The following is a 25,586-nucleotide window of genomic DNA, read 5'->3' as shown; positions in this document are numbered from 1 at the left end:
AAAAGTTAATCAAAAACGATTTGTACTAATGGAATAATAAATAATAAGGGAAGTTTGTGAGTAATATATCAACAAAAAAATGCGCTTTAGCACTGGCTATAACAGCGAGTTTATCTGGACATGCAATAGCAAATGACGAGGCTATTGCTCGTCAATCAACCGCTAAAGCAAGCGAAGAAGTGGTACAAGAAGCACCAGAAAAAATAACCGTAACGGGTTCGCGTTTAAAGCGTGATAGTTTTTCTGTAACGACCCCGCTGGTAACCATGGATAGAGCGTCGATTCAGGATACAGGCCTAGGCAACCTTTCAGATGTATTAATCGATAACATGCCTGCACTGAGCGAAAGTATTGGTAATACAACCAGCCAATCAAGTATTTCGGGTACCGGTTTATCAACGGTGCAGCTTCGCGACTTAGGCGCTAATAGAACGCTAACGCTTATTGATGGCCGCCGTGTGGTATCAAATAGTTATGGTGGTAACTATGTGAGTTTAAATACTATTCCAAGTGGCATGGTGGAGCGCGTTGAAATTATAAGTGGTGGTGCGTCGGCCACTTATGGAGCTGATGCGGTAGCCGGTGTAGTGAATATTATTACCCAGTCAAAAAAAGAAGGCTTTGAATTTCAAGCCCGTGGCGGTGAAACAACAGATGGTGGCGGTCGCGAGTTTACGCTTGATTTAAACTACGGAACGTCATTTGCTGATGATCGCGGTTATGTATTTGTCAGCTCAAACTGGGATCGTGATTTTGGCATGACCTTTTACGACCGTGACCGCGCAAAAATAGAAGCGGCGCATAGTTATGATGATGAGTTAATGTGTAATCAAATGTACACTGCTGATGGTTATCAGTGTATGAGTGGTATTACACAAGCTGATTGGGCAAGCAAAAGCGATGGTACCTTAGGCGGTGTATTTTTAGAAAGCAGCCGAAACGATACCCAGTTTTGGTACGACGGGCAAACGCTGCGTGATGACTGGAAAGGTAATGAAGAAATTTATGGTATAAATTCGTCACAATACGTCATGCTTGATGTACCTAGCGATAACTTTTCGACCGCGATAAAAGTAGATTATGATGTAACAGACGACATTATGAGTTACTTCCAAATTCAATATAGTAAGAGTGGCTCGTTCAACGATAAGTCACCAGAAGATGAATACGAAGGGGCTTACGTACCTCGCTACGACCCAGTGACTGGCGACCCTATCGATGATATTGAGCCCGGTTACATTCCTATTGATAACCCATACGTGCCACAAGAAATTATTGACAGCAACCCATACAAAGACCGCATTTATTGGGATCGTCGTTTTGGTGAAGTAGGTAATATCAGCACTGATAACGACCGTACGACCATCCGAACTTGGGCAGGCCTGCAAGGTATGATGTTTGATGATACATGGGATTGGGATATCTCTGCTGGATACGGGCAATTCAAGCAACATCAAATTCGTAGTAACGAGTTAAACACGGTACGTGTTAATCAAGCACTGCAAGCTGAAAAGCTAGCCGATGGCACTATTCAATGTAAAGACGCCGAAGCGCGAGCGCAAGGATGTGTCCCGCTTAATCTATTTGGTGAAGGGTCTATTACCCCTGAAATGGCTGACTGGATCCGTACAAACCCAATTATTGATACTGAGATTCAACAGTACACGGTAATGGGTTATATCACCGGCGACCTATACGAATTACCAGCAGGTAATGTGTCTGCAGTATTTGGTGCAGAGTACCGTAAAGACTCACAAAGCCTAGATACCAGTGATGATATGAAAGCGGGCGGTATTACGTTTAATGTTGTGCCTTCTTTTTACGGTGAAGTAGAAGTGTATGAGGCATTTGCTGAACTTGCAGTGCCACTACTTAAAGATGCGCCATTTGCTAAAAGCTTGTCGGCAGAAACGTCGCTGCGTTTAGCAAATTACAGCATTGATAATATCAGCACTGTTGCCAGTTATAAGCTAGGCCTTTTATGGCAACCAATTGATGGGTACATGTTACGTGCCAATTATGCACGTGCACAGCGTGCGCCGACTATCACGGAATTATTATCACCCCCTCGCGGCGATTTTGATTCATTTGATGATATTTGTGATGGTCTAACAGCAACATCAACAAACCCAGGACACGATAACTGTCGTTTAGAGCCAACCTTGGCACAAAAGCTAGCTGATGATCCTAACTTTGAATTTGAAAGTGAAGACAATAACTACTCGCCAAATACAGGTAATCCAAACTTAAAAGAAGAAACAGCCGATACCTATACCTTTGGTATTACTGTATCTCCTGAGTTTTTAGATGGCTTTAACTTAGCGGTGGATTACTACGATATTGCTATTGTTGATGCCATTGATGAAATAAGTAACGAAAACATCATGCGCGAATGTTATGACTCAGAGGCTGCGTGGGGCAGTGATAACGAATACTGTAACGATATTACCCGTAACGACGAAGGTAACATTGTAAAAATTCTACAGCGTGAATATAACTTGGATGAGTTAACTGCGCGCGGTTACGATGTCGTTGCAACTTACAAATATGACATCGGCAGCTATGGCAACTTGTCATTTAAGCTTGATTACAATCACATTATTGAAAACTCGCAAACCTATGAAGGCTTAGATGGTAACAGTGTTACTTCACAGTATGCAGGTTATGGGCGCTCAAAAGATAAAGCCGCTATGTCGATTGTATGGAAAATAGATGATTTACGTATTCGCTGGCGTACAAATTACGTAGGCGCGTTTAAAGCAAGCCAAGAAGATGAGAAAGACTACCTTGAGTATGTTGCTGCAAACGATGAGCGCTGTGCTGCGGGCGATGCCGGTTGTATTGCAAACCCAGAGCCACTTGCGTATCAAGATTATGGCTCATTTTTAAAGCATAGTTTATCAGCGTCTTACACTCTGGCACTGACTGATAAAAGTGACTTACGTGTATTTGGCGGTATTAACAATGTATTTGACGACAAAGGGGCATTTTACCCAAGTGGTCGTGGTAACTTTTATAGTGGCTACGGCGGCGGTGCCGGTCGTTATGTTTATCTAGGTGCACAATATAGCTTTTAATAATCTTTAGCTGTATTTGTTTGCAAAGGCACTCCCTCGGGCGTGCCTTTTTTATTGTGTATCTTGCTGCGAAATACCCTTTAAACCATTACAGTATTGAGTTGGTGGATAAAATTTGTTTTATCGCGGTGAAAGCGTTTAGTATAAGGCGTAACTTAATTTTTAATATGAACGAAGGACTTGCTATGAAGTATCTCAAAATGGGTGGTTTAATTGTATGCTTAGCAGGGCTTGCAGGGTGCTCTGATGATGTTGCCTCAGTGAGTCTTGGGCTATTTACCACTAAAGATGTGGTGGTTAATTCACAGCAAGACCCGCTAGTGACCGGTGTAACCTGTCATATTAGCCATATTGAGGCGAATTTAGATTTTTCAGACCCATCAGATATGTCGATTGCCTGTCGTCAAACCGGGCCAATAACGCCAGACCAATTACAGTCTATCGACCGCAGTAAATCCGGTGAAGTCGTGTTTAAATCATCTAAGAGTATTTTGTTTAAGTCATTAAAAGTGCGCCGTATTTATGATGCTAAAACCCATACATTATTATATTTATCATACTCAACGAAAGAGTCTACGGGCAGTCATCATCATGCGCTCTCTACGGTGCCTTTATACAATACACAAGCATGGCAATGGGCGAAGGGGCAAGAGTAGTTTATGTTAACTCTATTTAAATCAAAGCCCTTATTGGCAGAACAAGAACAACAATGGCTGGTTGATACCTTTATATGGGCAGCAGAAAACTTTGATTTGGATTTTTTTACCAAACACAGCCAAGTTATTTTGCCAACGGTTGAGTTTTTTCCTGACTCGGTTTCAAGTATTGAGGAAATGGCCAGCAAAGTGTTTGCGCGTGTTAAGCAATACGCTGGTATGAATGAATGGCCAGTAACCTTGGTTGCACCGCAACAATTACAACCACAGGTGTTTCCACACTTTGAATTTAGTCAGCATTTACGTGGCGAAGAGTGTCATTTAATAGTACCAGCCAGTCATACTATTAATGTGTCGTTTAATCCCAATCAAATTAATCAACCGCAAGACTTAGTGGCGAGTTTTGCCGGTACGCTTGCCACCATATTAATTCATCACGTAGGGGTGCTGCCCCCAGGTGGTAAAGAGTACTTACCGCAAGCTACTGATGCTTTAGCGTGTTTTTTAGGCTTTGGGGTAATGATGAGCAATACCGTGTACCAGTTTAAAGGTGGCTGTGGCTCATGTTATAACCCGTATGCAAATCGCGAAGCGGCGCTCAGTGAAACGCATACCGTATTTATGCATGCGTTAGTGAGCTACTTTAAGCAAGATAAACACTCTAAAAAACATTTAAAACCGCATTTACGAGGCCAATTTAAAAAAGCGCAAAAAGAAATAAAAGCCTTGGTTAATCAATCGGCTAACCCATTATTATTGGCTTTTTCGCCAGAGCAAGCCAGTTAAGTATGAACTATATCGATGAATTTTTATTAATTGCGGTGGCTCATTTTTTTGCGGTAGCAAGCCCTGGGCCCGACTTTGCGGTAGTCCTTAAACAAAGTGTACAACACGGCAGGCGCAATGCCTTATGGACAAGTGCAGGTGTTGGTGCGGCTATTTTATTACACATAGCCTATTGTGTATTGGGAGTTGCGCTGGTGTTAACTCAATCACCTGCGTTGTTTATGGCGCTTAAATATATAGCGGGCGCGTATTTAGCGTATTTAGGCGTGCAGGCACTGCGCGCTGCTAAACCTACAAATACCTCATCAGAACCGACTGCAAAACCCAGCCTTGCAGCTGAGTCATCATGGCGTGCGTTTCGACGTGGCTTTTTTACCAATGCACTTAACCCTAAGGCAACACTGTTTTTTATGTCGTTGTTTACCTTAGTGATTAGCCCAACTACGCCGGTAATAGTACAAATGGGATATGGCGTTTATATGGCGCTTGCTACGTGGGCTTGGTTTTCTATTTTATCGCTATTGTTATCAAAAGCGCGTGTACGTGATTTTTTTCAGCAAAGTGGTTATTGGTTCGACCGCGGCATTGGCATTATTTTAATCGCACTGGCTGTGCGAGTTGTTATTTAAAGAAGGAATAGTATGGCGTTATATAATTTTTCGTTTGGCTCTAATATGTCATCTAATCGTTTATTGGCACGTTTACCTAATGCAAAACGTGTGGGTACGGCACTTTTAAAGGGCTATAAGTTAACCTTTAATATGGCCTTTTCAGATGGTTCAGGTAAATGCACTATTGTGCCCACCAATGAGCCCGATGCTGTGGTATATGGGGTGGTGTATCAGCTTAATGAAGCCGAAAAAGAGATCTTAGATAAAATTGAAGGCCCTAATTACGACTGTGTTGATTTAACCGTGAGCCTTCTAGATGACGATGACATTAATGTACACTGCTACATAGCAAACACACATGACGACACACTGCTACCTTATGATTGGTACGTGCAGCATGTATATCGCGGCGCACTTGAGGCGGGCGTACCCGAACACTACAGTCAACGCATTTTAGCTTACCCGAGTAAGCAAGATACTAATAAAGCGCGCGCCGAAATAGAATTTGCGGTTCATCAAGATTAAACAAAAATAATAACCTAAGGTAACACTATGAAACTAAAAAAATTAGCCACAGCCGCATTATTGGCTGGCTGGGCGTTTACGAGCTCTGCAGCAGTTGATACCGATAAAATTTCAGAGGTGATCAACGCCTCAATGACACGTTTTGATGTACCCGGAATGGCCGTTGCCATTGTTGAAAATGACAAAGTTGTATTCGCTAAAGGCTTTGGTGTTGCCAACCTTGATACGAATAGCAAGGTGAATAAAGACACTTTATTTGGCATTGCTTCAAATACCAAGGCATTTACCAGTGCAGCATTGGCTAAGCTGGTGGATGAAGGCAAGTTAAGCTGGGATGACCGCGTAATTGACCATCTTCCTGAGTTTAGATTGTACGACCCTTACGTTACTCGTGAAATGCGCATACGCGATTTACTTAGTCATCGTAGCGGTTTAGGGCTTGGTCAAGGCGATTTAATGATTTGGCCAAGTACAGATAAATCGGTAGCCGATATTTTATCTGGGCTGAAATATTTAAAACCTGCGAGCAGTTTTCGTAGTCAATATGCTTACAACAACCTAATGTTTGTTACCGCTGGTGAAGTTGTTGCGCGTATATCGGGGATGAGCTGGAACGACTACATTGAAAAAAATATTCTACAGCCGCTAAATATGACCAACTCGCGCGCTGGCTTTTCGCGTATCGCAAAAAACAACAAAAACTGGGCGATCGGACACATCCCAATGGATGGCAAATTGCATCCTTTTTTTGTTAATTACCTTGAAGACTTTCGAGGGGCAGGCGCCATTGCATCAAGCGTAAATGATATGAGCCAATGGCTCCGTACTCAACTTGCGGGTGGCAAAATGCCTAATGGCGAGCAGTTATTTAGTGAAAAGCAGCAAGCACAAATGTGGCATCCACATATTACGTCACTGGCATCTAAAAGTGCCTATGAAGCGTATCATCAACAATTTAGAGGTTACGGATTAGGTTGGAGTATAGAAGATTACCACGGCGTTAAAAAGCTGGCACATGGTGGCGGCATTTTAGGTATGGTATCGCAGGTGACTTTATTACCAGAAAAAAACGTGGGGATTGTGATATTAAGCAACCAACAAGCATTTTCTGCATTATCGGCAGTGACTCATGAAGTACTTGAAGATGTACTCGAGCTTGAAGATAAAGATTGGGTTGAAGAGTTAGCTAAAAAGCATTTTGCAGGGAAAGAAAAAGCCTATGCTAATGCCGCACCAAAAGCGCCAACAGACACTCAACCGCAATTACCTAATATAAACTACACCGGTACATTACATGATGATTGGTATGGCGATGTAATCGTTGAAGAACTAGATGGTAAGTTACGCATTGATTTTACCCATACAAAACGCCTTAAAGGTGAGTTGAAGCATTACACAGGTAATACTTTTATTGTGAAGTGGGATGAAAAGTTATTAGAGGCAGATGCCTTTATTCGCTTTTCAATGAGCGCCGATAACCGCGTGGAATCGGCGAAAATGAATGCAGTTTCAACGCAGGTAACCGATTTTAGCTTTGATTTTAGAAATCTCGACTTAAAAGCTAAATAATCATAACTTTGGTTAAAGAGTTGTTTAGTATCAACCAAAGTCGCAAAGCCACCACAAGGTGGCTTTGTTATACTCGTTAAGCAACTTATTTTTGGAGTTAGCTATGCGCACTGCGATTATTTCTCATCCTCACTGTCGTAAACATAAAATGATTGAAGATCATCCAGAATGCCCTGAGCGTTTAGATGCAATTAATGACCGTTTACTTGCTAGTGGACTGGATGTGGCTATAGAGCAAAAACAAGCGCCTAAAGCATTGCGCGAGCACTATTTATTGGCGCACAGTGAGCAGCATATTAAGCATGTAGAAGACATGATCCCCACCGAGGGGCTCAGCGATCTAGATGGAGATACGTGGTTATGCCCCGACTCTTTAAAGGCCATTGAGCGTGCAGTCGGAGCAGGGTTACTCGCTGTTGATGAGATTTTAGAGGGTAAGTTAGACGCTGCATTTTGTTCAGTACGCCCGCCAGGACATCACGCTAACCGAGATAGCTCTTCTGGTTTTTGTGTGTTTAATAACCTTGCGATTGCGGTTAAATATGCACAAAGCAAAGGGGTAAAGCGCATTGCCATTGTTGATTTTGACGTACACCATGGCAATGGGACTCAAGATATTTTTATGGATGATGAAAATGTGTTGCTGTGCTCGTTATTTCAATATCCATTTTATCCTAATACCGCCATTAAAAATAATGCCACACTGGTAAATTCACCTTTACCGATAGCTAGTGATGGTGCTGATTTAAAAGCACTTTATGAGCAACAATGGCTACCAAAATTAACAGAATTTAAGCCTGAGCTACTTTTTATAAGCGCGGGATTTGACGCACATTTAGAAGATGACATGGCCAGTCTTAAGTTTGTTGAAAGTGATTATATATGGCTTACTGAGCAGTTAGCGCAATTTAGCCAACAGCATCATTGTTTAGGTATTATTTCTTATTTAGAGGGAGGGTACTCACTGTCGGCCCTCGGGCGCAGCGCGATTGCACACGTTAAAGCGTTAGTTGATTTCGGCGAGTAACGCAAACGCTTGGCTTGGTGTGAGCTGCTCTATTTTACTTAAGCAGCATTGCCCTTCTTTTGCTAAATATTCTTTTACTAGCTCTGCTAATTGGCTTGCACTGAGCGCCGTGAGCGAATGCCCGCTTAAGCTTTGATAGCCACTAACCTTATCTAAAATAATGACTTTTTGCTGTTCACTTGCTTCCATAGTGTAAATAAAGTCGTGTAAATCATTGGCGTGCTCCATTAGCTCAATTTCATTATTATAAATAATAATTTGTGGGTAACTGATGCTCATCTATTGTCCTAAATCAAATTGTTTTTTTACTGAATAATTTATAATCATTAATTGGTTTAATTTTGGAAGTAGAAGCAATGCCTCACACTAGCCGCTATCAAAAAGTATGCGATGTTTTTACCAATAAGGTGATCGCCTGCGCTAAGGATACCCCTTTAATTGAAGCGGTGAAACTAATGCGAGCGCACAATGTTAGCGCTATTTTTGTAAAACAACAGCAACAAATAATAGGCGTATGGACTGAAACCGATTGTTTAACACTTAACTTTTCTAATCGCTCACTTAGGCAGTTAGCGATTGAAAGCGTTATGTCGAGCCCTGTACTAAGTGTGCCCAGCCAACAATTATTAACCGAGACGGCCATGGTGTTTAATAAGCAGGGTGTAAGGCATTTGTTAGTCACTGATACAAATGACATTCCCAGCGGCGTGATCAGCATTACAGATATTGTAAACAATCAAGGGCTAGAGCATTACTTACAATTTAGACCTATTAATGATCAATATAATAAAAACATACGGATAGTACCAAGTTCATTGGCAATCAATGACGCGGTGAGCATGATGCGTGAATATGCAGAGAAAGTGATTTTGGTGTTTAATGAGGATGAAAATGTTCATGGCATTATTACCCAGCGCGACTTACTAAAGCTCATCACCGAGCAGCACAATCATCTTGTTTGTTGGGATTTAGCTAGCCGCCCCCTTTATCAGATAAGCCCCCAAGACAGCCTTTTTGATGCTTACAGGTTGATGTCTGAAAGTAACATTCGACATTTAGTAGTAAGCGAAAATAATCAAATTAACGGTGTATTATCGCTTGAAAACTTAATTAATGAAATTGAAACGGCTTATTGTTGTGAGCTTGAAAAAGTACTTCAGCAGCGTGATATTGCATTGCAGCATTCGCAGCGTAACTTATTTTTAGCCAATAAAATTATCGACTCCTCCCTAGATGGCATCATGATCACCGACTCGAATGGAGTGATTATGCAAGTAAACCCTGCATTTACTCATCTAACCGGTTACAAAGAATATGAGGTGATAGGTAAGCGACCCAATATGTTGAGTTCAGGGCGTCATGATAAAAATTTTTATATAAAAATGTGGGATTCGCTTGCCAAAACAGGGGTATGGCAGGGGGAAATTCATAATCGTAAAAAATCTGGCGATATTTATATTGAGTGGCTCAGTATTATAGAAATAAAAGAGCCAAGTCATAGTGAGGTGATTTACGCCGCTATTTTTAGTGACATAACTGAGCGAAAAAGCGCAGAAGAAAAAGTGGTGCAGTTAGCGTATTTTGATGAGCTAACTGGCTTACCTAACCGGCGTTTATTTAACGATAGACTTTCTATGGCACTGGCCTCAGCGCACAGAGATAAACAGATGCTAGCGGTAATGTTTATTGACCTTGATCGTTTTAAAGAGGTGAATGACAGCTTAGGCCATAATGCCGGTGATACCTTATTAAAATTAGTCTCTGAGCGCATTATTAACACCCTCAATGAGGGAGATACGCTGGCGCGATTAGGGGGCGATGAGTTTATTGTATTGTGCGAAATAAACAATGTAGAAGGTGCTATCACCCTTGCTGAGAGTATTTTAAATCACTTAAATACACCGTTTAAGCTTGAAGGCTTTGAGGTTGGTGTTACCGCGTCTATAGGGGCGGCTGTTTACCCTGATGATGGCTTAGACAGTGAAACATTATTAAAGCATGCTGATATTGCCATGTACCGCTCAAAAGATGTCGGTCGCAATTCGTTTCAGTTGTTTCAACCCTCAATGAATGCCCGCTCCCTTGAGCGCTTAGCGATGATGAGCCGCTTTCAGCATGCACTCGAAAATGATGAGTTTGAGCTTTATTTTCAGCCTAAGCAATGTTTAAAAACAGGGGTGATTATGGGAGCTGAAGCACTACTGCGTTGGCATGACCCTGATTTAGGCACTATTTCACCAGCGCAGTTTATTCCGCTTGCTGAAGAGCTAGGTTTAGTGGTGCGTTTAGATTTATGGGTTATAAACCAAGCAGGTAAAGAGTTAACCCTTTGGCAAGCGCAGGGGATTGATGCCGGACGTTTAGCGATTAATGTCTCTGCGTGTCATTTAAGCCAAGGTAAGTTGGCTGATAATATTAAAGCGATGCTTACTCGTTACCAATTACCTGGCAGCTTACTTGAAATTGAGCTGACCGAAAGCAGCTTTATTAGCTCGTTTTCACAGGCAAAAGAGCAACTACAACAGCTCAAAGCGCTGGGCGTGCATATTGCGCTGGATGATTTTGGTACGGGGTATTCTGCACTCAGTTATTTAACCAAATTACCGTTTAATACATTAAAAATTGATGCGAGCTTTATTGCTAAGATTCCTGATGAGTATGGCAATAGCCAAATTGTGGCGGCCATTATAGCCATGGCGACAAGTTTAGGATTGGATGTGGTTGCTGAGGGCGTTGAGCATGCCTCGCAAGAGGCACACTTAGTCGAAATAGGCTGCAATGTTATTCAGGGCTATTATTATTGCCATCCATTAACGCAGCAGCAGTGGATAGCATTTTATAACCAAGCAGCAAAAGGTTATTCTGAGTCTACACTCACTTCATAAGAGGTGAACTTACGAATATTAATAACGCCGCTATCAAAAATTAAGTACTGACCTTTTATACCTTGTAAAATACCGCTAACAACGGGGTTTTTATCGAAGTTAAATGAGCTGATTTTGCTTGGGTATTCGCTTACAGGAAAATCAAGATTCACAACGTCTTGGTCAAGCTGTTCAATAGCGGTTGCGCCAAATAACTCACTCAGCTCGGTTAGTTTTTCGCTAATTTGTGGAATAAGTTCAGCAGCCGCTGCTTTTAAATCAAGAACGTCGTTTTGTCCTTTGAGCATATTGCGCCAATTGGTTTTATCAGCAATAAACTGCGCGAGCGCCACTTCCACTAAGCCCGACTGTAAACGAGTTTGTACTTTAAAAATAGGTAATGCTTGGGTTGCCCCTTGGTCAATCCAACGGGTAGGTATTTGGGTGTGGCGAGTAATGCCTACTTTTAACCCTGATGTATTAGCTAGATACACATAATGCGGGATCATGCAGTTTTCTTCACCCCACTGTGGCTCGCGGCAGGTGCCTTGATCGTAATGGCAGGTTTCAGGTTTCATGATACACATGTCGCAATTTGCAAGCTTGCGCATACATACAAAGCAATGCCCTTGAGAATAGCTTTTTTTTGTTTTTTTACCACAGTTAGAACACAAAATTGTGCCACTAAAAGTGAGAGTCAATTGTTTACCTATTAAAGCATTTAAATCAACCAGTTCATCACCTACAGGTAAATGATATTGAACGGGTTCTGTTAAGCTCGACTTTAATTTACGCAGTGTACCTTGCATCTTTACTTGGCCCCAAAGATGTTAAAAAGGGGAGCTTAACATTTTTAGGCGGTATTGGCTGTTCAAGAAGTCTAAATAATTATCATAAGAGAGTGCTTTTGCGTACAAATAGCCTTGGGTACGGTCAGCTTTCATGGTGTTGAGCAGCTGGTGAACTTCTTGAGTTTCTACTCCCTCAATCGTGATAGTAAGGCCCAAGTTATGTGCCATATCTATGGCTGTTTGCACAATGACCTGATGAGCCCGGTTATCGGTTAAATCAAACACAAACGACTTATCTACTTTAAGTTCACTAAAGTGATAGTTAACTAAGTAGCTAAGTGATGAATAACCAGTACCAAAATCGTCTAACACCACCTTAACGCCCAGTGTGGCAAGTTCACCAACTAAGGTGACTAACGCATCTTGATTTTCGACAAACGCTGATTCAGTCAGCTCAAACTTCAATAAATGAGGGGCAACCTGATACTTTATTAAAAGGTTTTCTACTTTTTCGGTTAAATTGGCAATGGCTAGGTTTTTTGCACTTAAATTAACGCTAATACTATGTTCAGTTATGCCCTCATTTGCCAGTTTTGCAATGTCTTTGCAGGCTTGCTCTATCACCCAAAGTGTTAATTCATTAATAATACCGGTGTGTTCGGCAAGTAGAATTAGTTTTTCTATGGAAATGTTTTTAAACTCAGTATTAGGCCAGCGTAGTAGAGCTTCGGCACCATTGACACTGTTATCTTTTAAACTAATTTGTGGTTGATAAAACAGAGCGAGCTGATCCGTTCTTATCGCTTGTTGAAGCTTAGCAGCAAGCGCAACGTCCATAGCTAAACTGCTGTCCGCAGATGATGAGCTTACCTTACTTAGACTATGTTTAGCGTTATGTAATGCCAAGTAGCCTCGTTTCAACCAAAATTCAAAGTCATCACGTTTACCAAAGGCACTAATCCCCACGCTGTAATTGAGTTGTAAGTCTAGCCCTTTGATTTGATAGGTTTTTGGTAACTTATTTACTACCCTTTTTAATAACTCTTCGAGCGTGTGTGGGCTTTGGTTTTTAGTCGAGATACAGGCAAAAACACCGCTACCTAAATCAGCAATTTTAGCGGGTTGATTAATGCCATTACTTAAGTTAAAAAATTCTCTCTCAAAGCTCAATTGGCATTCTAATTCGTGCGCAACATGCTTAATTAATTCATATCCTTGGGAGGGCGTAATAATGGTATTTAGCGAATTAAAATGACGTATTTTAACCAAACATAAAGTGGTGGAACGTTGCTGGGCTTTGAGTGCCATAAAGGCATACTTTAACTTTGCGCTATTGAGCAGTTTTGTTTGCTGGGTATGCGTGGCATGATATAAAGCGCGCTCACGCTGATAACGAACCCGATCGGCAAGTGCCATGGCCATGAGGACAATTTCACATAAGATGGCCATTAAAAAAGCATGACGTATTGAAAAGCTATAAGTGATAACGCCTGTAAGCTCTAAAGGCTGAATGGCTGCACCAATAATCAATGGCACCCATGAAAATACGTAAAACTTAGCCCATCTAAAGCCACTTTTTAATTTGTTATAAATTAAAATAAAGCAGACGATATAAAGTAATCCCAAAATTACAAAAAATATGGGGGCAGCTATATTTTCGGGAATAAAAAAGCTTAATGTACCGAGCACTAGCATTAGCCAGAGTAAACCAACACTTAATTTATAACGCCAGCAACGGTCTTTATGATATCGCAAAAACATGGTGCAAAAAGCGAGAGTGAAAAACGCAATAGTGTAATTAACGACAATTATTTTTTCGTGAATAAACAACTGCCATTCTAGCGGCCATAAATAAAAACTAAACCCCAGAACGGTGCCCATTAATGCTATAGCACTAATAATGTAGCCAATATAAACTAAGTACACGCGGTCTTTAATGCCAAAATAGAGTAATAGGTTATATAGTGAGGCCATTAATAAGACACCCGCGAAAATTCCCCAAATGCCTGTTTGTGAGCGAACTAAGTCAACAAATACATTATGGCGATATAAGTGAATTGGAGTTTTACTGATCCCCACAGTATCTATTTTTATAATTAGTCGTTGTGTAGATTGGCCATCGAGGTTAAAGCGAATGTGGGGCACGCTGTACTTAAATAAAGTAAGACGTGGCTCTTTATCGCCAAGCTTATAAGTGTCGAGTAGTTGGTTGTTACTATTGAGCCGATATATGGTGAGATGATCTACCATCGGGTTATCAAAGTGGGCAACCACATCTTCTTGTTGGCTGCTTTTGTTTTCTAAATCGAGGCGTAACCAATAATTTTGCTGTTCAAAGCTCCAAGGTATATCGTTAAATTCTTGCTGTGTAAATAGCGCCTGCTTGGTCATTACTTCTTCAAAACTTTGTGTTTTGCTTTTGTCTATGTAATACGCATGATCGAGGTAAACAGGGGTTATTTTATCTATGGTATAGCGTGATGGCATCACAAAGTTTGTTGCCAATGTGCTGATAATAAAAAAGATAAAAATAAGTATTACAACTGCTACCGCATGGTAGCGCAAGGTTTTAAATTCCAATATTAATCTATGTCCAGATTACTTTTTTATAGTGTAGCAGTAAAAAGCGCAGATAATCTGCGCTTTTATAAAATTTACTCGTTAGTTATCAATCGTTATGATTGTTCACGAGCAATTGCGCGATAAGCAATGTCAGTACGGTATTCCATGCCATCCCAGTTGATTTCATCAACCAGTTTATAGGCACGCTGCTGCGCTTGTGTAACTGTATTACCCAGTGCAGTAGCACACAGTACACGACCACCGGCAGTCACTATGCTATCGCCGTCTTGCTTAGTCCCTGCATGGAAGACTTTTTCGCCTTCAGGGTAAGTTACTTTCAAGCCACTAATAGCATCGCCTTTCGGGTAACTATCAGGGTAGCCTTTAGCGGCTAAAACAACACCTACTGCAGCGCGTGAATCAAACTCAATGGTGGTTTTATCAAGCTCTACACGGTTAGCAGCTTCAATCAGTTCAACTAAGTCTGATTGTAAGCGTAGCATCATAGGTTGTGTTTCAGGGTCGCCAAAACGACAGTTATATTCAATAACCTTTGGTGTACCTGTCTCATCTATCATCAAGCCTGCATATAAAAAGCCAGTGTACGGATGGCCTTCGCTAGCCATACCTTCTACCGTTGGGTAGATCACTTCGTTCATAATGCGCTGATGAATTTCATCGGTTACTACAGGCGCTGGTGAGTATGCACCCATACCACCGGTGTTAGGACCTTGATCGCCATTGTAAGCGCGTTTATGGTCTTGGCTGGTTGCAAACGGCAGTACGTTTTTACCATCAACCATGACAATAAACGACGCTTCTTCACCTTCTAAAAACTCTTCAATGACCACACGGCTACCGGCGTCACCAAAGGCATTACCCGCAAGCATATCGCGAATAGCCTCTTCAGCCTCGCGTTCGTCCATAGCAACAATCACGCCTTTACCAGCCGCTAAACCATCGGCTTTAATAACAATCGGTGCGCCTTTTTCTTTTAAATAGGCAAGCGCAGGGTCGATTTGTTCAAACGTTTGGTAATCAGCGGTTGGAATAGCATGACGTGCTAAAAAGTCTTTAGTGAACGATTTAGACCCTTCAAGCTGGGCAGCACCGGCGGTTGGGCCAAAAATAGCTAAGCCGTGTTCACGGAACTTATCAACAACCCCTAATACTAGCGGTACTTCAGGGCCAACAATGGTTAGCTCAACATTATTTTGTTGTGCAAAGCTTAGCAGTCCATCAAGGTCTTCAACGTTAATTGCTACGTTCTCAAGTTTTGGCTCAAGAGCTGTGCCCGCATTACCTGGAGCAACATAAACAGTGTTAACTTTTGTATTTTGAGCGGCCTTAAACGCAAGTGCGTGTTCGCGGCCGCCGCTGCCAATGACTAATACATTCATGGCGAATATCCTATTTAAAGCGGTTTTTTAAATTTCAGCGTCATACGGTCGCTTTCACCTATGGCTTTATATTTAGCGGCATCTTGCTCGCCAAGTCTAAGGCTCGGTGGAAGGGTCCATACCCCTTTAGGGTGATCGGCTGTATCAAGAGGGTTTGCATTAATATCGCTTTTTGCTTCAAGTTCAAAACCAGCTTGTTCAGCAAGTGCAATAACCACACTTTGCTTCATATAACCTGATGATTTTTGCATCTCATCATCTTGCTCTTCTGGTAGGCGGTGTTCAACCACACCTAAAGTGCCGCCTGGTTTAAGTGCTTTGTAAAAAGACTTAAACGCATTGCTTGCAGCTTCTTTATCTTTGCTCATGTACCAGTTATGGACATTACGAAAAGTCAGTACCATATCGGCGCTAGCCGCAGGAGCAATATCTAAATGTGTAGATGGGGCAAACTCAGTGAGTTTAACGTGACTAAAGCGGGCATCTTCAGCGATTTTAGCCTTAAAGCCAGCAAGAGAACGTTGGTAATAACCAACCGATGAATCAGCAGGGAAGTGCGCAGCATAATAGGTGCCTTGCTCTTTCAGCGCTGGCGCTAAAATTTCACTGTACCAACCACCACCTGGGGCAATTTCTACCACGGTCATAGATGGTTTAAAGCCAAAAAATTCGAGTGTTTCTACAGGGTTGCGGTATTGATCGCGCTCACTGCTACGCTCGCTTGCTTTAACTGCATTTGTTAATGCTGAGTCGTGGCCATGGTTATGTGCCAACGCCATTGTTGAGCTTAATGACAGTGTGGCAACCAGTAGAGATTTTAGTGCAAATTTCATCGTCTAATCCTTCACATTATAATTGTTAGTCATGGTTATAGAATAAGCAGAATACGTGAATTTGGTGCAAACAAAAAGAGCTAACTGAACCCGTTAGCTCTTTATGCGATTAATGACGGAAGTGGCGCATACCGGTAAACACCATTGCCATTCCAGCTTCGTCAGCGGCCGCAATCACTTCTTCATCGCGCATTGAACCACCTGGTTGGATAACAGCAGTAATGCCAGCCTCTGCAGCTGCATCAATACCATCGCGGAATGGGAAGAATGCATCTGATGCCATCACTGAGCCTTTTACTTCAAGGCTTTCATCAGCGGCTTTAATACCGGCAATTTTAGCTGAGTAAACGCGGCTCATTTGGCCTGCACCTACACCTATAGTCATACCGTCGCGGGCATAAACAATGGCGTTTGATTTAACAAATTTAGCCACTTTCCAGCAGAATAATAAATCTTTAAGCTCTTGCTCAGAAGGTTGGCGCTTAGACACAACCGTTAAGTCGCCTTGCGTTACCATGCCTAAATCACGGTCTTGAATAAGTACACCGCCATTTACACGCTTAATGTCGTGACCTGTGCCTTTAGCTGAGAATTCACCACACTCTAATAAGCGAACGTTTTGCTTAGCAGAGACTATTTGAGCCGCTTCAGGGCTTACGCTTGGTGCAATAATAACTTCAACAAATTGACGTTCAACAATCGCTTGTGCAGTCTTAGCATCAAGTTCTTGGTTAAAAGCAATAATGCCGCCAAATGCTGACGTTGGGTCTGTTTTAAAGGCGCGATCGTACGCTTCTAAGATATTATCACCAATTGAAACACCACATGGGTTAGCGTGTTTTACAATTACGCACGCAGGTACATCAAATTCTTTTACACACTCAAGTGCAGCATCGGTGTCGGCAATATTGTTAAACGATAATGCTTTACCTTGCAGTTGAGTGGCTGTTGCCACTGACGCTTCAGTGATGTCGTTTTCAACATAAAACGCGGCATCTTGATGCGAATTTTCACCGTAGCGCATATCTTGCTTTTTAGTGAATTGCATATTAATAGTACGCGGGAACTTAGTATCGATAGCGGCTTCTTCTGTGTAATCAGGAACCATTTTACCGAAGTAGTTAGCAATCATGCCATCGTACTGCGCTGTATGCTCATACGCTGCAATAGCTAAGTCAAAGCGTGTTTTGTAGGTTGTTGAGCCGTTGTTATTTTGCATTTCGCTAATAACACGGTCGTAGTCGCTTGCGTTAACAACGATCGTCACATCTTTGTGATTTTTAGCTGCCGCACGTACCATCGTTGGGCCACCAATATCGATGTTTTCAATAGCATCTTCAAGGCTGCAGTTTTCTTGAGCGACAGTATTCGCAAAGGGGTATAAGTTAACTACAACGATGTCGATAGCAGAGATATTGTTATCTGCCATTACGTCTTCATCTTGGCCACGACGAGCAAGAATGCCGCCATGAATTTTTGGATGTAGGGTTTTTACGCGACCATCCATGATCTCAGGGTGACCGGTGTGATCTGATACTTCAGTTACTTTAATTGCATTGTCAGCAAGTAGTTTACACGTGCCGCCAGTTGAAAGTATTTCAACACCTTGTGCTTCTAGTGCACGGGCAAATTCAACAATACCGGTTTTGTCTGACACACTCAAAAGTGCGCGACGTATAGGACGATGTGTATCCATTGTAGTTTGATTTCCTCAGTTAATGAGCTAGCTTAGAAGCGCGTATTTTAACTGATTACGACTCAAAAAACGACTTATAACGACCCATAAAGCGTGAGCATTTTGCAATTTCGTTAATAAATTTTACAAATAAAAAAAGCACCCTAAGGTGCTTTTTACTCAAAATACTTTATACCAGCTGTATTGGATTAGTAAGCAATTATAACGACAGAGAAATAAGTCAATAACAAGGCAAAAATTTTGCTGTGTAGTTATTCTACATAAAAAATTTTTAACGCAGTTAGGGGCTTATTTAGCTCGTTAGAATGATTACGGTTTCAATATAGCTGGTATTAGTTCATACCGTATTTTTTAAGCTTTTTACGTAAAGTACCACGGTTGATACCTAGTAAAATTGCCGCACGAGTTTGATTGCCACGTGTGTAAGTCATTACTTCTTCAAGCAATGGCGCTTCTAGCTCAGAAAGAACAAGGTCGTAAACGTCTTGCACATCTTGACCGTTAAGCTGCTTTAAGTAGTGGTGAACAGCTTTTTTCACTGCATCACGCAATGGCTGCGGTTTCTCGTGTGACTGAACATGAGGGTTAGTGATAAATGGAGAAGTCACGTTTTGTTCGAACATTATAAAGTCTCTTTCTTTCTTAGTTAGCTGCTAGTGTTTTAAAGTATTGCTCTAATGCGACGACCTGTGCCTCTGAATTGTCGAGCGCATTAAATACTCGCCTAAACTGACCGTCACTGTCATGGGTTTGCAAATACCAAGATACATGTTTGCGAGCGATTCGTGCTCCCATTGGCTCACCGTAAAACACATGGAGGTTGGTTAAATGCTCCATTAAAATACTGCGCACCTCTGCTATAGCAGGTGGCTGCATATGTTCACCAGTTCGCAAATAGTGGTCTATCTCCCTAAATATCCAAGGGCGACCTTGGGCGGCTCGACCAATCATAATGGCATCTGCACCCGTATAGTCCAAAACCTGCTTTGCTTTTTCAGGTGATGTAATATCACCATTAGCAACGACAGGTATCGACACTGAACGTTTTATATCCCTAATTGTGGCGTACTCAGCATCACCTTTATACATACATGCGCGCGTGCGCCCATGTACAGCCAGTGATGCAATGCCATAACGTTCAGCTATTCTTGCAATCTCTACACCATTACGGTTGTCCTGATCCCATCCGGTACGGATTTTAAGTGTCACAGGTATATCAACCGCGTTTACTACGGCATCAATAATCTCTTCCACGAGTTCTGGAAACTGTAATAAGGCTGAGCCTGCAAGTTTCTTGTTCACTTTTTTTGCTGGGCACCCCATATTGATATCTATGATCTGTGCACCGTTTGCAACATTGAATTGTGCGGCCTGTGCCATAAGCTCAGGGTCTGCTCCTGCAATTTGCACCGCACGTATACCCGACTCACCAGAATGATCCATCCGGTTCATCGACTTTTCGGTTTTCCAAACCTTCGGATTAGACGACAGCATTTCAGACACAGCAAGGCCAGCGCCTAAACGACGACATAGCTGTCTAAATGGTCTGTCCGTTATGCCCGCCATAGGCGCGACAATTACATTATTCTCAAGTTGGTATGAACCGATACGCACGATATTCAATAGGCCTCTTTTCAAGGGGCGCTAAGTTTACGGCTTTTTACGCAAAAATCAAAGGCTATAAATTGAACAAAAGTGACTTTTTTTTGCTCTTTTCGTATTGACATTTGATAACCGTATGACGAAGCGGTTTATTTGTGTGAATTTTGAACGGCTGTTACTTTTATAATAAAAAATCTTTATTTTTTATTATGTAAAAAAATAGTAAAGCCTGTTAAATACAGGCTTTAGATAAGACTTTTGAGTTAATACTCTAAATTTTTTAATAACGCACTATTACGCTTTTTTAGTGCCACTTACTCGGGTCCAATCGCCTTCAATGGCAATTTCATCGAGCTCAATAAAGGGCGCGTATATGTCAGCAACCGATTGTGCTTGTTCTTCTAAAATTCCCGACATCGCAATTTTACCGCCTGGCTTTAATAAGCCTAAAATAACACTATGAAGCTCACGCAGTGGTTGCGCTAAAATATTTGCCACCACAATGTCAGCAGTAAACTCAGGTTGGTTTTCTGGCAGGTACACTTCAAGCTTGTCAGCAACACCATTGCGATTAGCATTATCTAGGCTTGCTTCCAGCGCTTGTGGGTCAATGTCTATCCCTATCATGCGCTCAGCACCCAATTTTATTGCTGCAATGCCTAATATGCCTGAGCCACAGCCAAAATCGACCACGGTTTTACCAGTTAAGTCTTGGCTTTCTAACCATTTCAAACACAGTGCTGTAGTGGCGTGTGTGCCAGTTCCAAATGCAAGGCCTGGATCAAGCAGTACATTGACTGCGTCAGGGTCTGGAATATCGCGCCAGCTAGGACAAATCCAGAGTTTTTCGCCAAATTGAATAGGGTGAAAATTATCCATCCACTCACGTTCCCAGTCTTTATCTTCGAGTTGCTCAATTTTGTAAACTAAATTGTCTTTTAGCTCATCATGGCGTTTTAATAACGCAACCACTGCGTTCATATCGTGATTAGCTTCGAACAAGCCAATTACTGTGGTGTCAGCCCAAAATACAACAGTGCCAATTTTAGGCTCATAGATAGGCGTGTCTTTGGCATCAATAAAAGTAACAGAAGCACTGCCTGCTTCCATTAATAGGTCACTTACTGCATCAGCGGTTGCAGCATTGGCATTGATACGGATTTGGATCCAAGCCATGTTTATTTCCTTGAAATAGAAAAAAGGCCGCTACAGCGGCCTTTTAAATTAACTTATAATGTAACGCTAGATTATTTAGCGTCTAAAAAGCTTTTCAGTAAATCAGAGCGAGAAGGGTGACGTAATTTACGCAGTGCCTTCGCCTCAATTTGACGAATACGTTCACGTGTTACGTCAAACTGTTTACCTACTTCTTCTAACGTGTGGTCGGTATTCATATCAATACCAAAACGCATACGTAGTACTTTCGCTTCACGGGCTGTTAAGCCAGCGAGCACGTCGTTAGTTGCGCCACGAAGAGACTCCATTGTTGCCGAATCGATTGGCGAATCAATAGTGGTATCTTCGATGAAGTCGCCTAAGTGCGAATCTTCATCATCACCAATAGGTGTTTCCATTGAAATTGGCTCTTTTGCAATCTTAAGTACCTTACGGATTTTATCCTCAGGCATCATCATGCGTTCAGCTAATTCTTCTGGATTTGGCTCACGACCCATTTCTTGTAACATTTGACGTGAAATACGGTTCAATTTATTGATCGTTTCAATCATATGTACTGGAATACGGATTGTTCTTGCTTGGTCAGCAATAGAGCGCGTAATTGCTTGACGGATCCACCACGTAGCATAAGTTGAAAACTTATAACCACGACGGTATTCAAACTTATCAACCGCTTTCATCAGACCAATGTTACCTTCTTGGATTAAATCTAAGAACTGTAAACCACGGTTGGTGTATTTTTTAGCGATTGAAATTACAAGACGTAAGTTTGCTTCTACCATCTCTTTTTTAGCACGGCGCGCTTTCGCTTCACCAATACTCATGCGACGGTTTATATCTTTAATACGTTCAATGCTTAAGCCAGTGCTTTCTTCCATTGAAGTAAGTTTGCTAATACAACGAAGTATTTCAGGCTTCACTTCTTCAAGTTTAGCTGAATGCTTTTCGTTTGCTGCAATTTCAATATCAAGCCATGCTGTGTCAGTTTCGTTGTTTGCAAAATGCTTAACAAAGGTTTTCTTTGGCAGCTTTGAAACTTGTACTGCATGCTTCATAATAAGACGTTCTTGAACGCGAACTCTGTCCATCATTTCACGCATGTTATTAACCATGCGATCAAACTGTTTAGGTACGAGTTTAAAGGTTCTGAACAGCTCACCGATTTCTAAAATAGCGGCTTGAGACTCTGGATGAGAGCGACCTTTATTATCGAATGTTTCACGTGCTTTGGTGTATAAATCACGTAAATTTTCGAAATGGACGCGCGCTTCTTCAGGATCTGGACCTGTATCTACTTCTTCTTCGTCTTCATCATCGCTGTCATCGTCATCATCGTCGCTATCATCAAGCTGTTTTTCACTTAATTCAGAACCAATGTTGGTGGCAGCAATAGGTGGTGCTTCTTCTGCATCAGGATCGAAAAAGCCAGAGATAATATCGCTAAGACGCATCTCTTCTGCTTCAAACTTATCCCACTGTTCAAGTAGGTAAGTGATCGCTTCAGGGTATTCAGCAACCGAAATTTGAACTTGGTTAATGCCTTCTTCAATACGCTTAGCGATAACAATTTCGCCTTCACGGGTAAGAAGTTCAACAGTACCCATTTCACGCATATACATGCGAACAGGGTCAGTTGTACGGCCAATTTCTTTTTCTACAGTAGCAAGGGCTGCAGCGGCAGCTTCCGCTGCGTCTTCGTCTGTCGTGGTTTCTTGCATCATTAATTCATCGGCATCAGGCGCGTTTTCGCTAACCTTGATACCCATGTCATTAATCATGCTAATGATATCTTCTACTTGATCTGAGTCGATAATATCTTGTGGAAGGTGATCATTAACTTCTGCAAAAGTTAAGTAACCTTGCTCTTTACCTTTTTGAATCAGAAGTTTTAATTGTGACTGAGGAGTTGGATCCATAGAGATTGTTTCTTCCACTCTGATAAGTTGATACAACAGGCGCCATCATGGAGTTTGCTCAAAGGCTAACCAGAATAATGTGACGCAGTGAATAGCACAGTATAACAGCCTAAATCAAATCTGACTAGCTGTTCGTTGCTTTTAACGCTGTCATTAGTAAATGACATTCTAGTCGTTCGTCGCTATTTAGGCCCTGTGTCTTGTCTTTTATTAATAGGGTCTCTAGTCGATAATTTAAACACTGATCTTCAATAAATTTGAAAGTATTTTGAAAAACAGTCTCTAAACGCTCTTCATTTATTTGATGTTGCCATGTCGCTAACTTAGTTAATGGCTCGTAGTCATCGGTGCCCCGAAATGATTCAAGAATTTGTGCGGTGGTAATGCCATCTTTTTGTAATGCTTGATGTTGTAGTCGCAATAATAAACCAATACCCGCAATATTCATTTGAGCTAAATCGGGTAAATAGGGCACACTTTTAGCCAAGTTAGGGTGCTGAATTAAAATCCCTATTGCTTGGCGCATGGGTGTAATTTTAAATTTTCGTTCAATTGCTTGCTGCTGTTTTGGCGTTTTTAAGTGATTATTGAGTTGCTCACGGGTACGGCCAATCAATCGCCCAAGTTGCTCTAGGATATTTTCTTGGTAAAACTCACTTGGGATCTTTTCAATCAGGGGCAGTGCCGCACTGAGTAACTTAGCCTTACCGGAATCTAGTGTTAAATCAATCTCTTTACTTAGTTTATTAAACAGCACTTTAGTGAAGTCATCTGCGTTTTCAAGGCGTTGCTCAAAAGCTACTTTACCTTCTTGTTGTACGAGTGAATCAGGGTCTTCACCATCGGGTAAAAATACAAAATGCAGTGCTTTGCCATCGTTTAAGTAAGGCAGCGCATTTTCGAGTGCGCGCCACGCAGCATCTTTACCTGCACGGTCACCATCGTAACAACAAATAACTTTATCTGTGGTTCTAAATAAAGTGTGCATGTGCTCGCTGGTTGTCGCTGTACCAAGGGCTGCTACGGCATATTCAATACCTTGTTCTGCCAGCGCTACTACGTCCATGTAACCTTCAACAATCAGTACATGGTCAAGCTTCTTGTGTGCTTGTTTAGCTTCATAAAGGCCATAGAGTTCAAAGCCCTTATGAAATATGCGCGTCTCCGGAGAGTTTAAATATTTAGGCCCTTGATCGGCTTGCATTACTCGCCCACCAAAAGCAATAACGCGGCCGCGTTTATCACGAATTGGAAACATTAAGCGATCACGGAAAAAGTCGAACTGTTTGCCTGGGGTTTTCTCAGATGCGAGTTTAAGCTCAACTAATTGTTCTTTTTGTTCTTGGTTTCGCCCAAGTTGTTGGCAGAGCCCTTCCCATTCGCTGGGCGCATAACCTATCATAAACTTTTTAACGGTTGCACCGCTTAAGCCGCGACCTTTAACGTAATCGATTACCGCTTCAGAGTTACTGTGATGTTTTAACTGATGTTGATAAAAGCGTGCTGCATGCAGCATTAGATCATAGTCTGAACGTTTTTGTGCCGCTGTGCGCTCTGGTCCATTACTGCTCCCTTGTTCGCGAGGAACATCAAGGTTAAGTAAACTGGCTAGTTCCTCAATTGCATCAACAAACTCGAGTTTGTCATACTCCATTACAAAAGAAATAGCATTGCCGTTAGCGCCACAGCCAAAGCAATGATAAAACTGTTTATCTTGCGATACAGTAAATGAAGGCGACTTCTCATTATGAAAAGGACAGCAAGCTTGATAGTCTTTGCCCGCTTTTTTCAACCCTACCTTTGAGTCAATCAGGTCGACAATATCGGTTCGTGCCAATAAATCATCGATAAAGTTGCGTGGGATCTTTCCAGCCATTGTTTAAAGTACAGCCCTAAGATAAATAGAAAAGTGATGAAAACGAATTATAATACGCAAAGATTTGAACACAAATGCATAATTTTTTGAAGTACTAAATATCTAAACGAAGAAACCGAGCTCAAGGCTCGGTTTACTTCAATCATACTAAATGTATGTGGGGGTATTAGGCAGTTAATCGTTGCTTAATTAAACCTGAGATTTTGCCCATATCGGCACGACCTTCGGCTTTGCTTTTGATTATACCCATTACTTTACCCATGTCTTGCATACCTGCTGCGTTAGTATCAGCAATAGCCGCGTCAATGAGAGCAATAATTTCTTCTTCACTCAATTGTTGAGGTAAAAAAGCTTCAAGTGCTGTAATTTCATTGGCTTCAATATCAGCTAAATCATCACGCCCAGCATCTTTGTACTGAGTGTAAGAGTCGCGACGTTGTTTAACAAGCTTCACTATAACGGAGGTAATACCTGCGTCGTCTAGTGTTATTTGCTCGTCAATTTCACGTTGCTTGATTGCAGCAAGTACCATACGAATAGGGTTAAGACGTTGTTTGTCTTTGGCTCTCATCGCATCTTTTTGCGCATCTTTTAGCGTTATTAAAAGGCTCATTTATAC

Annotated in this window: 20 protein-coding genes; 8 read left to right on the top strand and 12 right to left on the bottom strand. The window is 41.7% G+C overall.

Features of this window, described 5'->3' with window-relative positions; translation table 11 throughout:
* Positions 1-56: 56 nt before the first annotated feature.
* From PTET_RS14100 to PTET_RS14070, 7 genes are all read left to right on the top strand, one after another.
* The gene (locus PTET_RS14100; protein WP_096038798.1) at positions 57-3,077 is read left to right on the top strand and encodes a TonB-dependent receptor domain-containing protein; all 3,021 of its coding nucleotides are present in this window, start codon (positions 57-59) and stop codon (positions 3,075-3,077) included.
* 185 nt (positions 3,078-3,262) lie between these two features.
* Positions 3,263-3,733 (top strand): CreA family protein, encoded by a 471-nt coding sequence (locus tag PTET_RS14095; protein ID WP_013465976.1) that lies wholly within the window; start codon positions 3,263-3,265, stop codon positions 3,731-3,733.
* Between the two features lie 3 nt (positions 3,734-3,736).
* Entirely contained in the window at positions 3,737-4,519 is a 783-nt protein-coding gene (locus tag PTET_RS14090; protein ID WP_013465975.1) for a hypothetical protein, read from the top strand.
* Positions 4,520-4,521: 2 nt separating this feature from the next.
* Positions 4,522-5,148, top strand: a complete 627-nt coding sequence (locus tag PTET_RS14085; RefSeq protein ID WP_028835584.1) for a LysE family translocator — start codon at positions 4,522-4,524, stop codon at positions 5,146-5,148.
* 12 nt (positions 5,149-5,160) lie between these two features.
* Positions 5,161-5,655: a gamma-glutamylcyclotransferase family protein gene (locus PTET_RS14080; protein WP_013465973.1), complete on the top strand. Its 495-nt coding sequence runs from the start codon at positions 5,161-5,163 to the stop codon at positions 5,653-5,655.
* Positions 5,656-5,682: 27 nt separating this feature from the next.
* The gene (locus tag PTET_RS14075) at positions 5,683-7,224 is read left to right on the top strand and encodes a serine hydrolase (RefSeq protein ID WP_096038797.1); all 1,542 of its coding nucleotides are present in this window, start codon (positions 5,683-5,685) and stop codon (positions 7,222-7,224) included.
* A gap of 103 nt (positions 7,225-7,327) precedes the next feature.
* Positions 7,328-8,251 carry a histone deacetylase family protein gene (locus PTET_RS14070; RefSeq protein ID WP_024601706.1) on the top strand — a complete coding sequence of 308 codons (924 nt, stop codon included), beginning with the start codon at positions 7,328-7,330 and terminating at the stop codon, positions 8,249-8,251.
* Here PTET_RS14070 and PTET_RS14065 read toward each other — a convergent pair.
* Positions 8,231-8,530 carry a DUF4144 family protein gene (locus PTET_RS14065; protein WP_096038796.1) on the bottom strand — a complete coding sequence of 100 codons (300 nt, stop codon included), beginning with the start codon at positions 8,528-8,530 and terminating at the stop codon, positions 8,231-8,233. The genes PTET_RS14070 and PTET_RS14065 overlap by 21 nt on opposite strands.
* Positions 8,531-8,607: 77 nt before the next feature.
* Here PTET_RS14065 and PTET_RS14060 point away from each other — a divergent pair, with 77 nt between their 5' ends.
* Positions 8,608-11,136 carry an EAL domain-containing protein gene (locus PTET_RS14060; RefSeq protein WP_167378572.1) on the top strand — a complete coding sequence of 843 codons (2,529 nt, stop codon included), beginning with the start codon at positions 8,608-8,610 and terminating at the stop codon, positions 11,134-11,136.
* Here PTET_RS14060 and PTET_RS14055 read toward each other — a convergent pair.
* From PTET_RS14055 to PTET_RS14005, 11 genes are all read right to left on the bottom strand, one after another.
* Positions 11,109-11,924 carry a DUF2797 domain-containing protein gene (locus tag PTET_RS14055; protein ID WP_096038794.1) on the bottom strand — a complete coding sequence of 272 codons (816 nt, stop codon included), beginning with the start codon at positions 11,922-11,924 and terminating at the stop codon, positions 11,109-11,111. The two genes, PTET_RS14060 and PTET_RS14055, sit on opposite strands and share 28 nt — an antisense overlap.
* A 21-nt stretch (positions 11,925-11,945) precedes the next feature.
* Complete coding sequence (locus PTET_RS14050; RefSeq protein ID WP_096038793.1) at positions 11,946-14,486, bottom strand: EAL domain-containing protein; 2,541 nt, start codon at positions 14,484-14,486, stop codon at positions 11,946-11,948.
* 95 nt (positions 14,487-14,581) lie between these two features.
* A complete protein-coding gene (gene purD, locus PTET_RS14045) occupies positions 14,582-15,868 on the bottom strand; it encodes a phosphoribosylamine--glycine ligase (RefSeq protein WP_024601711.1) in 1,287 nt (428 codons plus the stop codon).
* A gap of 14 nt (positions 15,869-15,882) precedes the next feature.
* On the bottom strand, positions 15,883-16,701 hold the full coding sequence (locus PTET_RS14040; protein ID WP_013465965.1) for a class I SAM-dependent methyltransferase: 819 nt from the start codon (positions 16,699-16,701) through the stop codon (positions 15,883-15,885).
* A 109-nt stretch (positions 16,702-16,810) separates the two neighbouring features.
* Positions 16,811-18,397 (bottom strand): bifunctional phosphoribosylaminoimidazolecarboxamide formyltransferase/IMP cyclohydrolase, encoded by a 1,587-nt coding sequence (purH, locus tag PTET_RS14035; RefSeq protein WP_096038792.1) that lies wholly within the window; start codon positions 18,395-18,397, stop codon positions 16,811-16,813.
* A gap of 332 nt (positions 18,398-18,729) precedes the next feature.
* On the bottom strand, positions 18,730-19,020 hold the full coding sequence (fis, locus tag PTET_RS14030; RefSeq protein WP_002957804.1) for a DNA-binding transcriptional regulator Fis: 291 nt from the start codon (positions 19,018-19,020) through the stop codon (positions 18,730-18,732).
* 19 nt (positions 19,021-19,039) lie between these two features.
* On the bottom strand, positions 19,040-20,011 hold the full coding sequence (gene dusB, locus PTET_RS14025; RefSeq protein ID WP_024601713.1) for a tRNA dihydrouridine synthase DusB: 972 nt from the start codon (positions 20,009-20,011) through the stop codon (positions 19,040-19,042).
* A 282-nt stretch (positions 20,012-20,293) separates the two neighbouring features.
* Positions 20,294-21,175, bottom strand: coding sequence for a 50S ribosomal protein L11 methyltransferase (gene prmA, locus PTET_RS14020; protein ID WP_008466387.1), 882 nt, complete (start codon positions 21,173-21,175; stop codon positions 20,294-20,296).
* A 71-nt stretch (positions 21,176-21,246) separates the two neighbouring features.
* Positions 21,247-23,091 carry an RNA polymerase sigma factor RpoD gene (gene rpoD, locus PTET_RS14015; RefSeq protein WP_013465962.1) on the bottom strand — a complete coding sequence of 615 codons (1,845 nt, stop codon included), beginning with the start codon at positions 23,089-23,091 and terminating at the stop codon, positions 21,247-21,249.
* A gap of 124 nt (positions 23,092-23,215) precedes the next feature.
* Complete coding sequence (gene dnaG / locus PTET_RS14010) at positions 23,216-24,967, bottom strand: DNA primase (protein ID WP_013465961.1); 1,752 nt, start codon at positions 24,965-24,967, stop codon at positions 23,216-23,218.
* Positions 24,968-25,133: 166 nt separating this feature from the next.
* Complete coding sequence (locus tag PTET_RS14005; protein WP_016899740.1) at positions 25,134-25,580, bottom strand: GatB/YqeY domain-containing protein; 447 nt, start codon at positions 25,578-25,580, stop codon at positions 25,134-25,136.
* Between the last annotated feature and the right edge of the window lie 6 nt (positions 25,581-25,586).

The organism is Pseudoalteromonas tetraodonis, assembly GCF_002310835.1.
Classification (GTDB): Bacteria; Pseudomonadota; Gammaproteobacteria; order Enterobacterales; family Alteromonadaceae; genus Pseudoalteromonas; species Pseudoalteromonas tetraodonis.
Note: the sequence above shows the minus strand (reverse complement) of the source record. Positions and strands in the feature narration are given on the sequence as shown.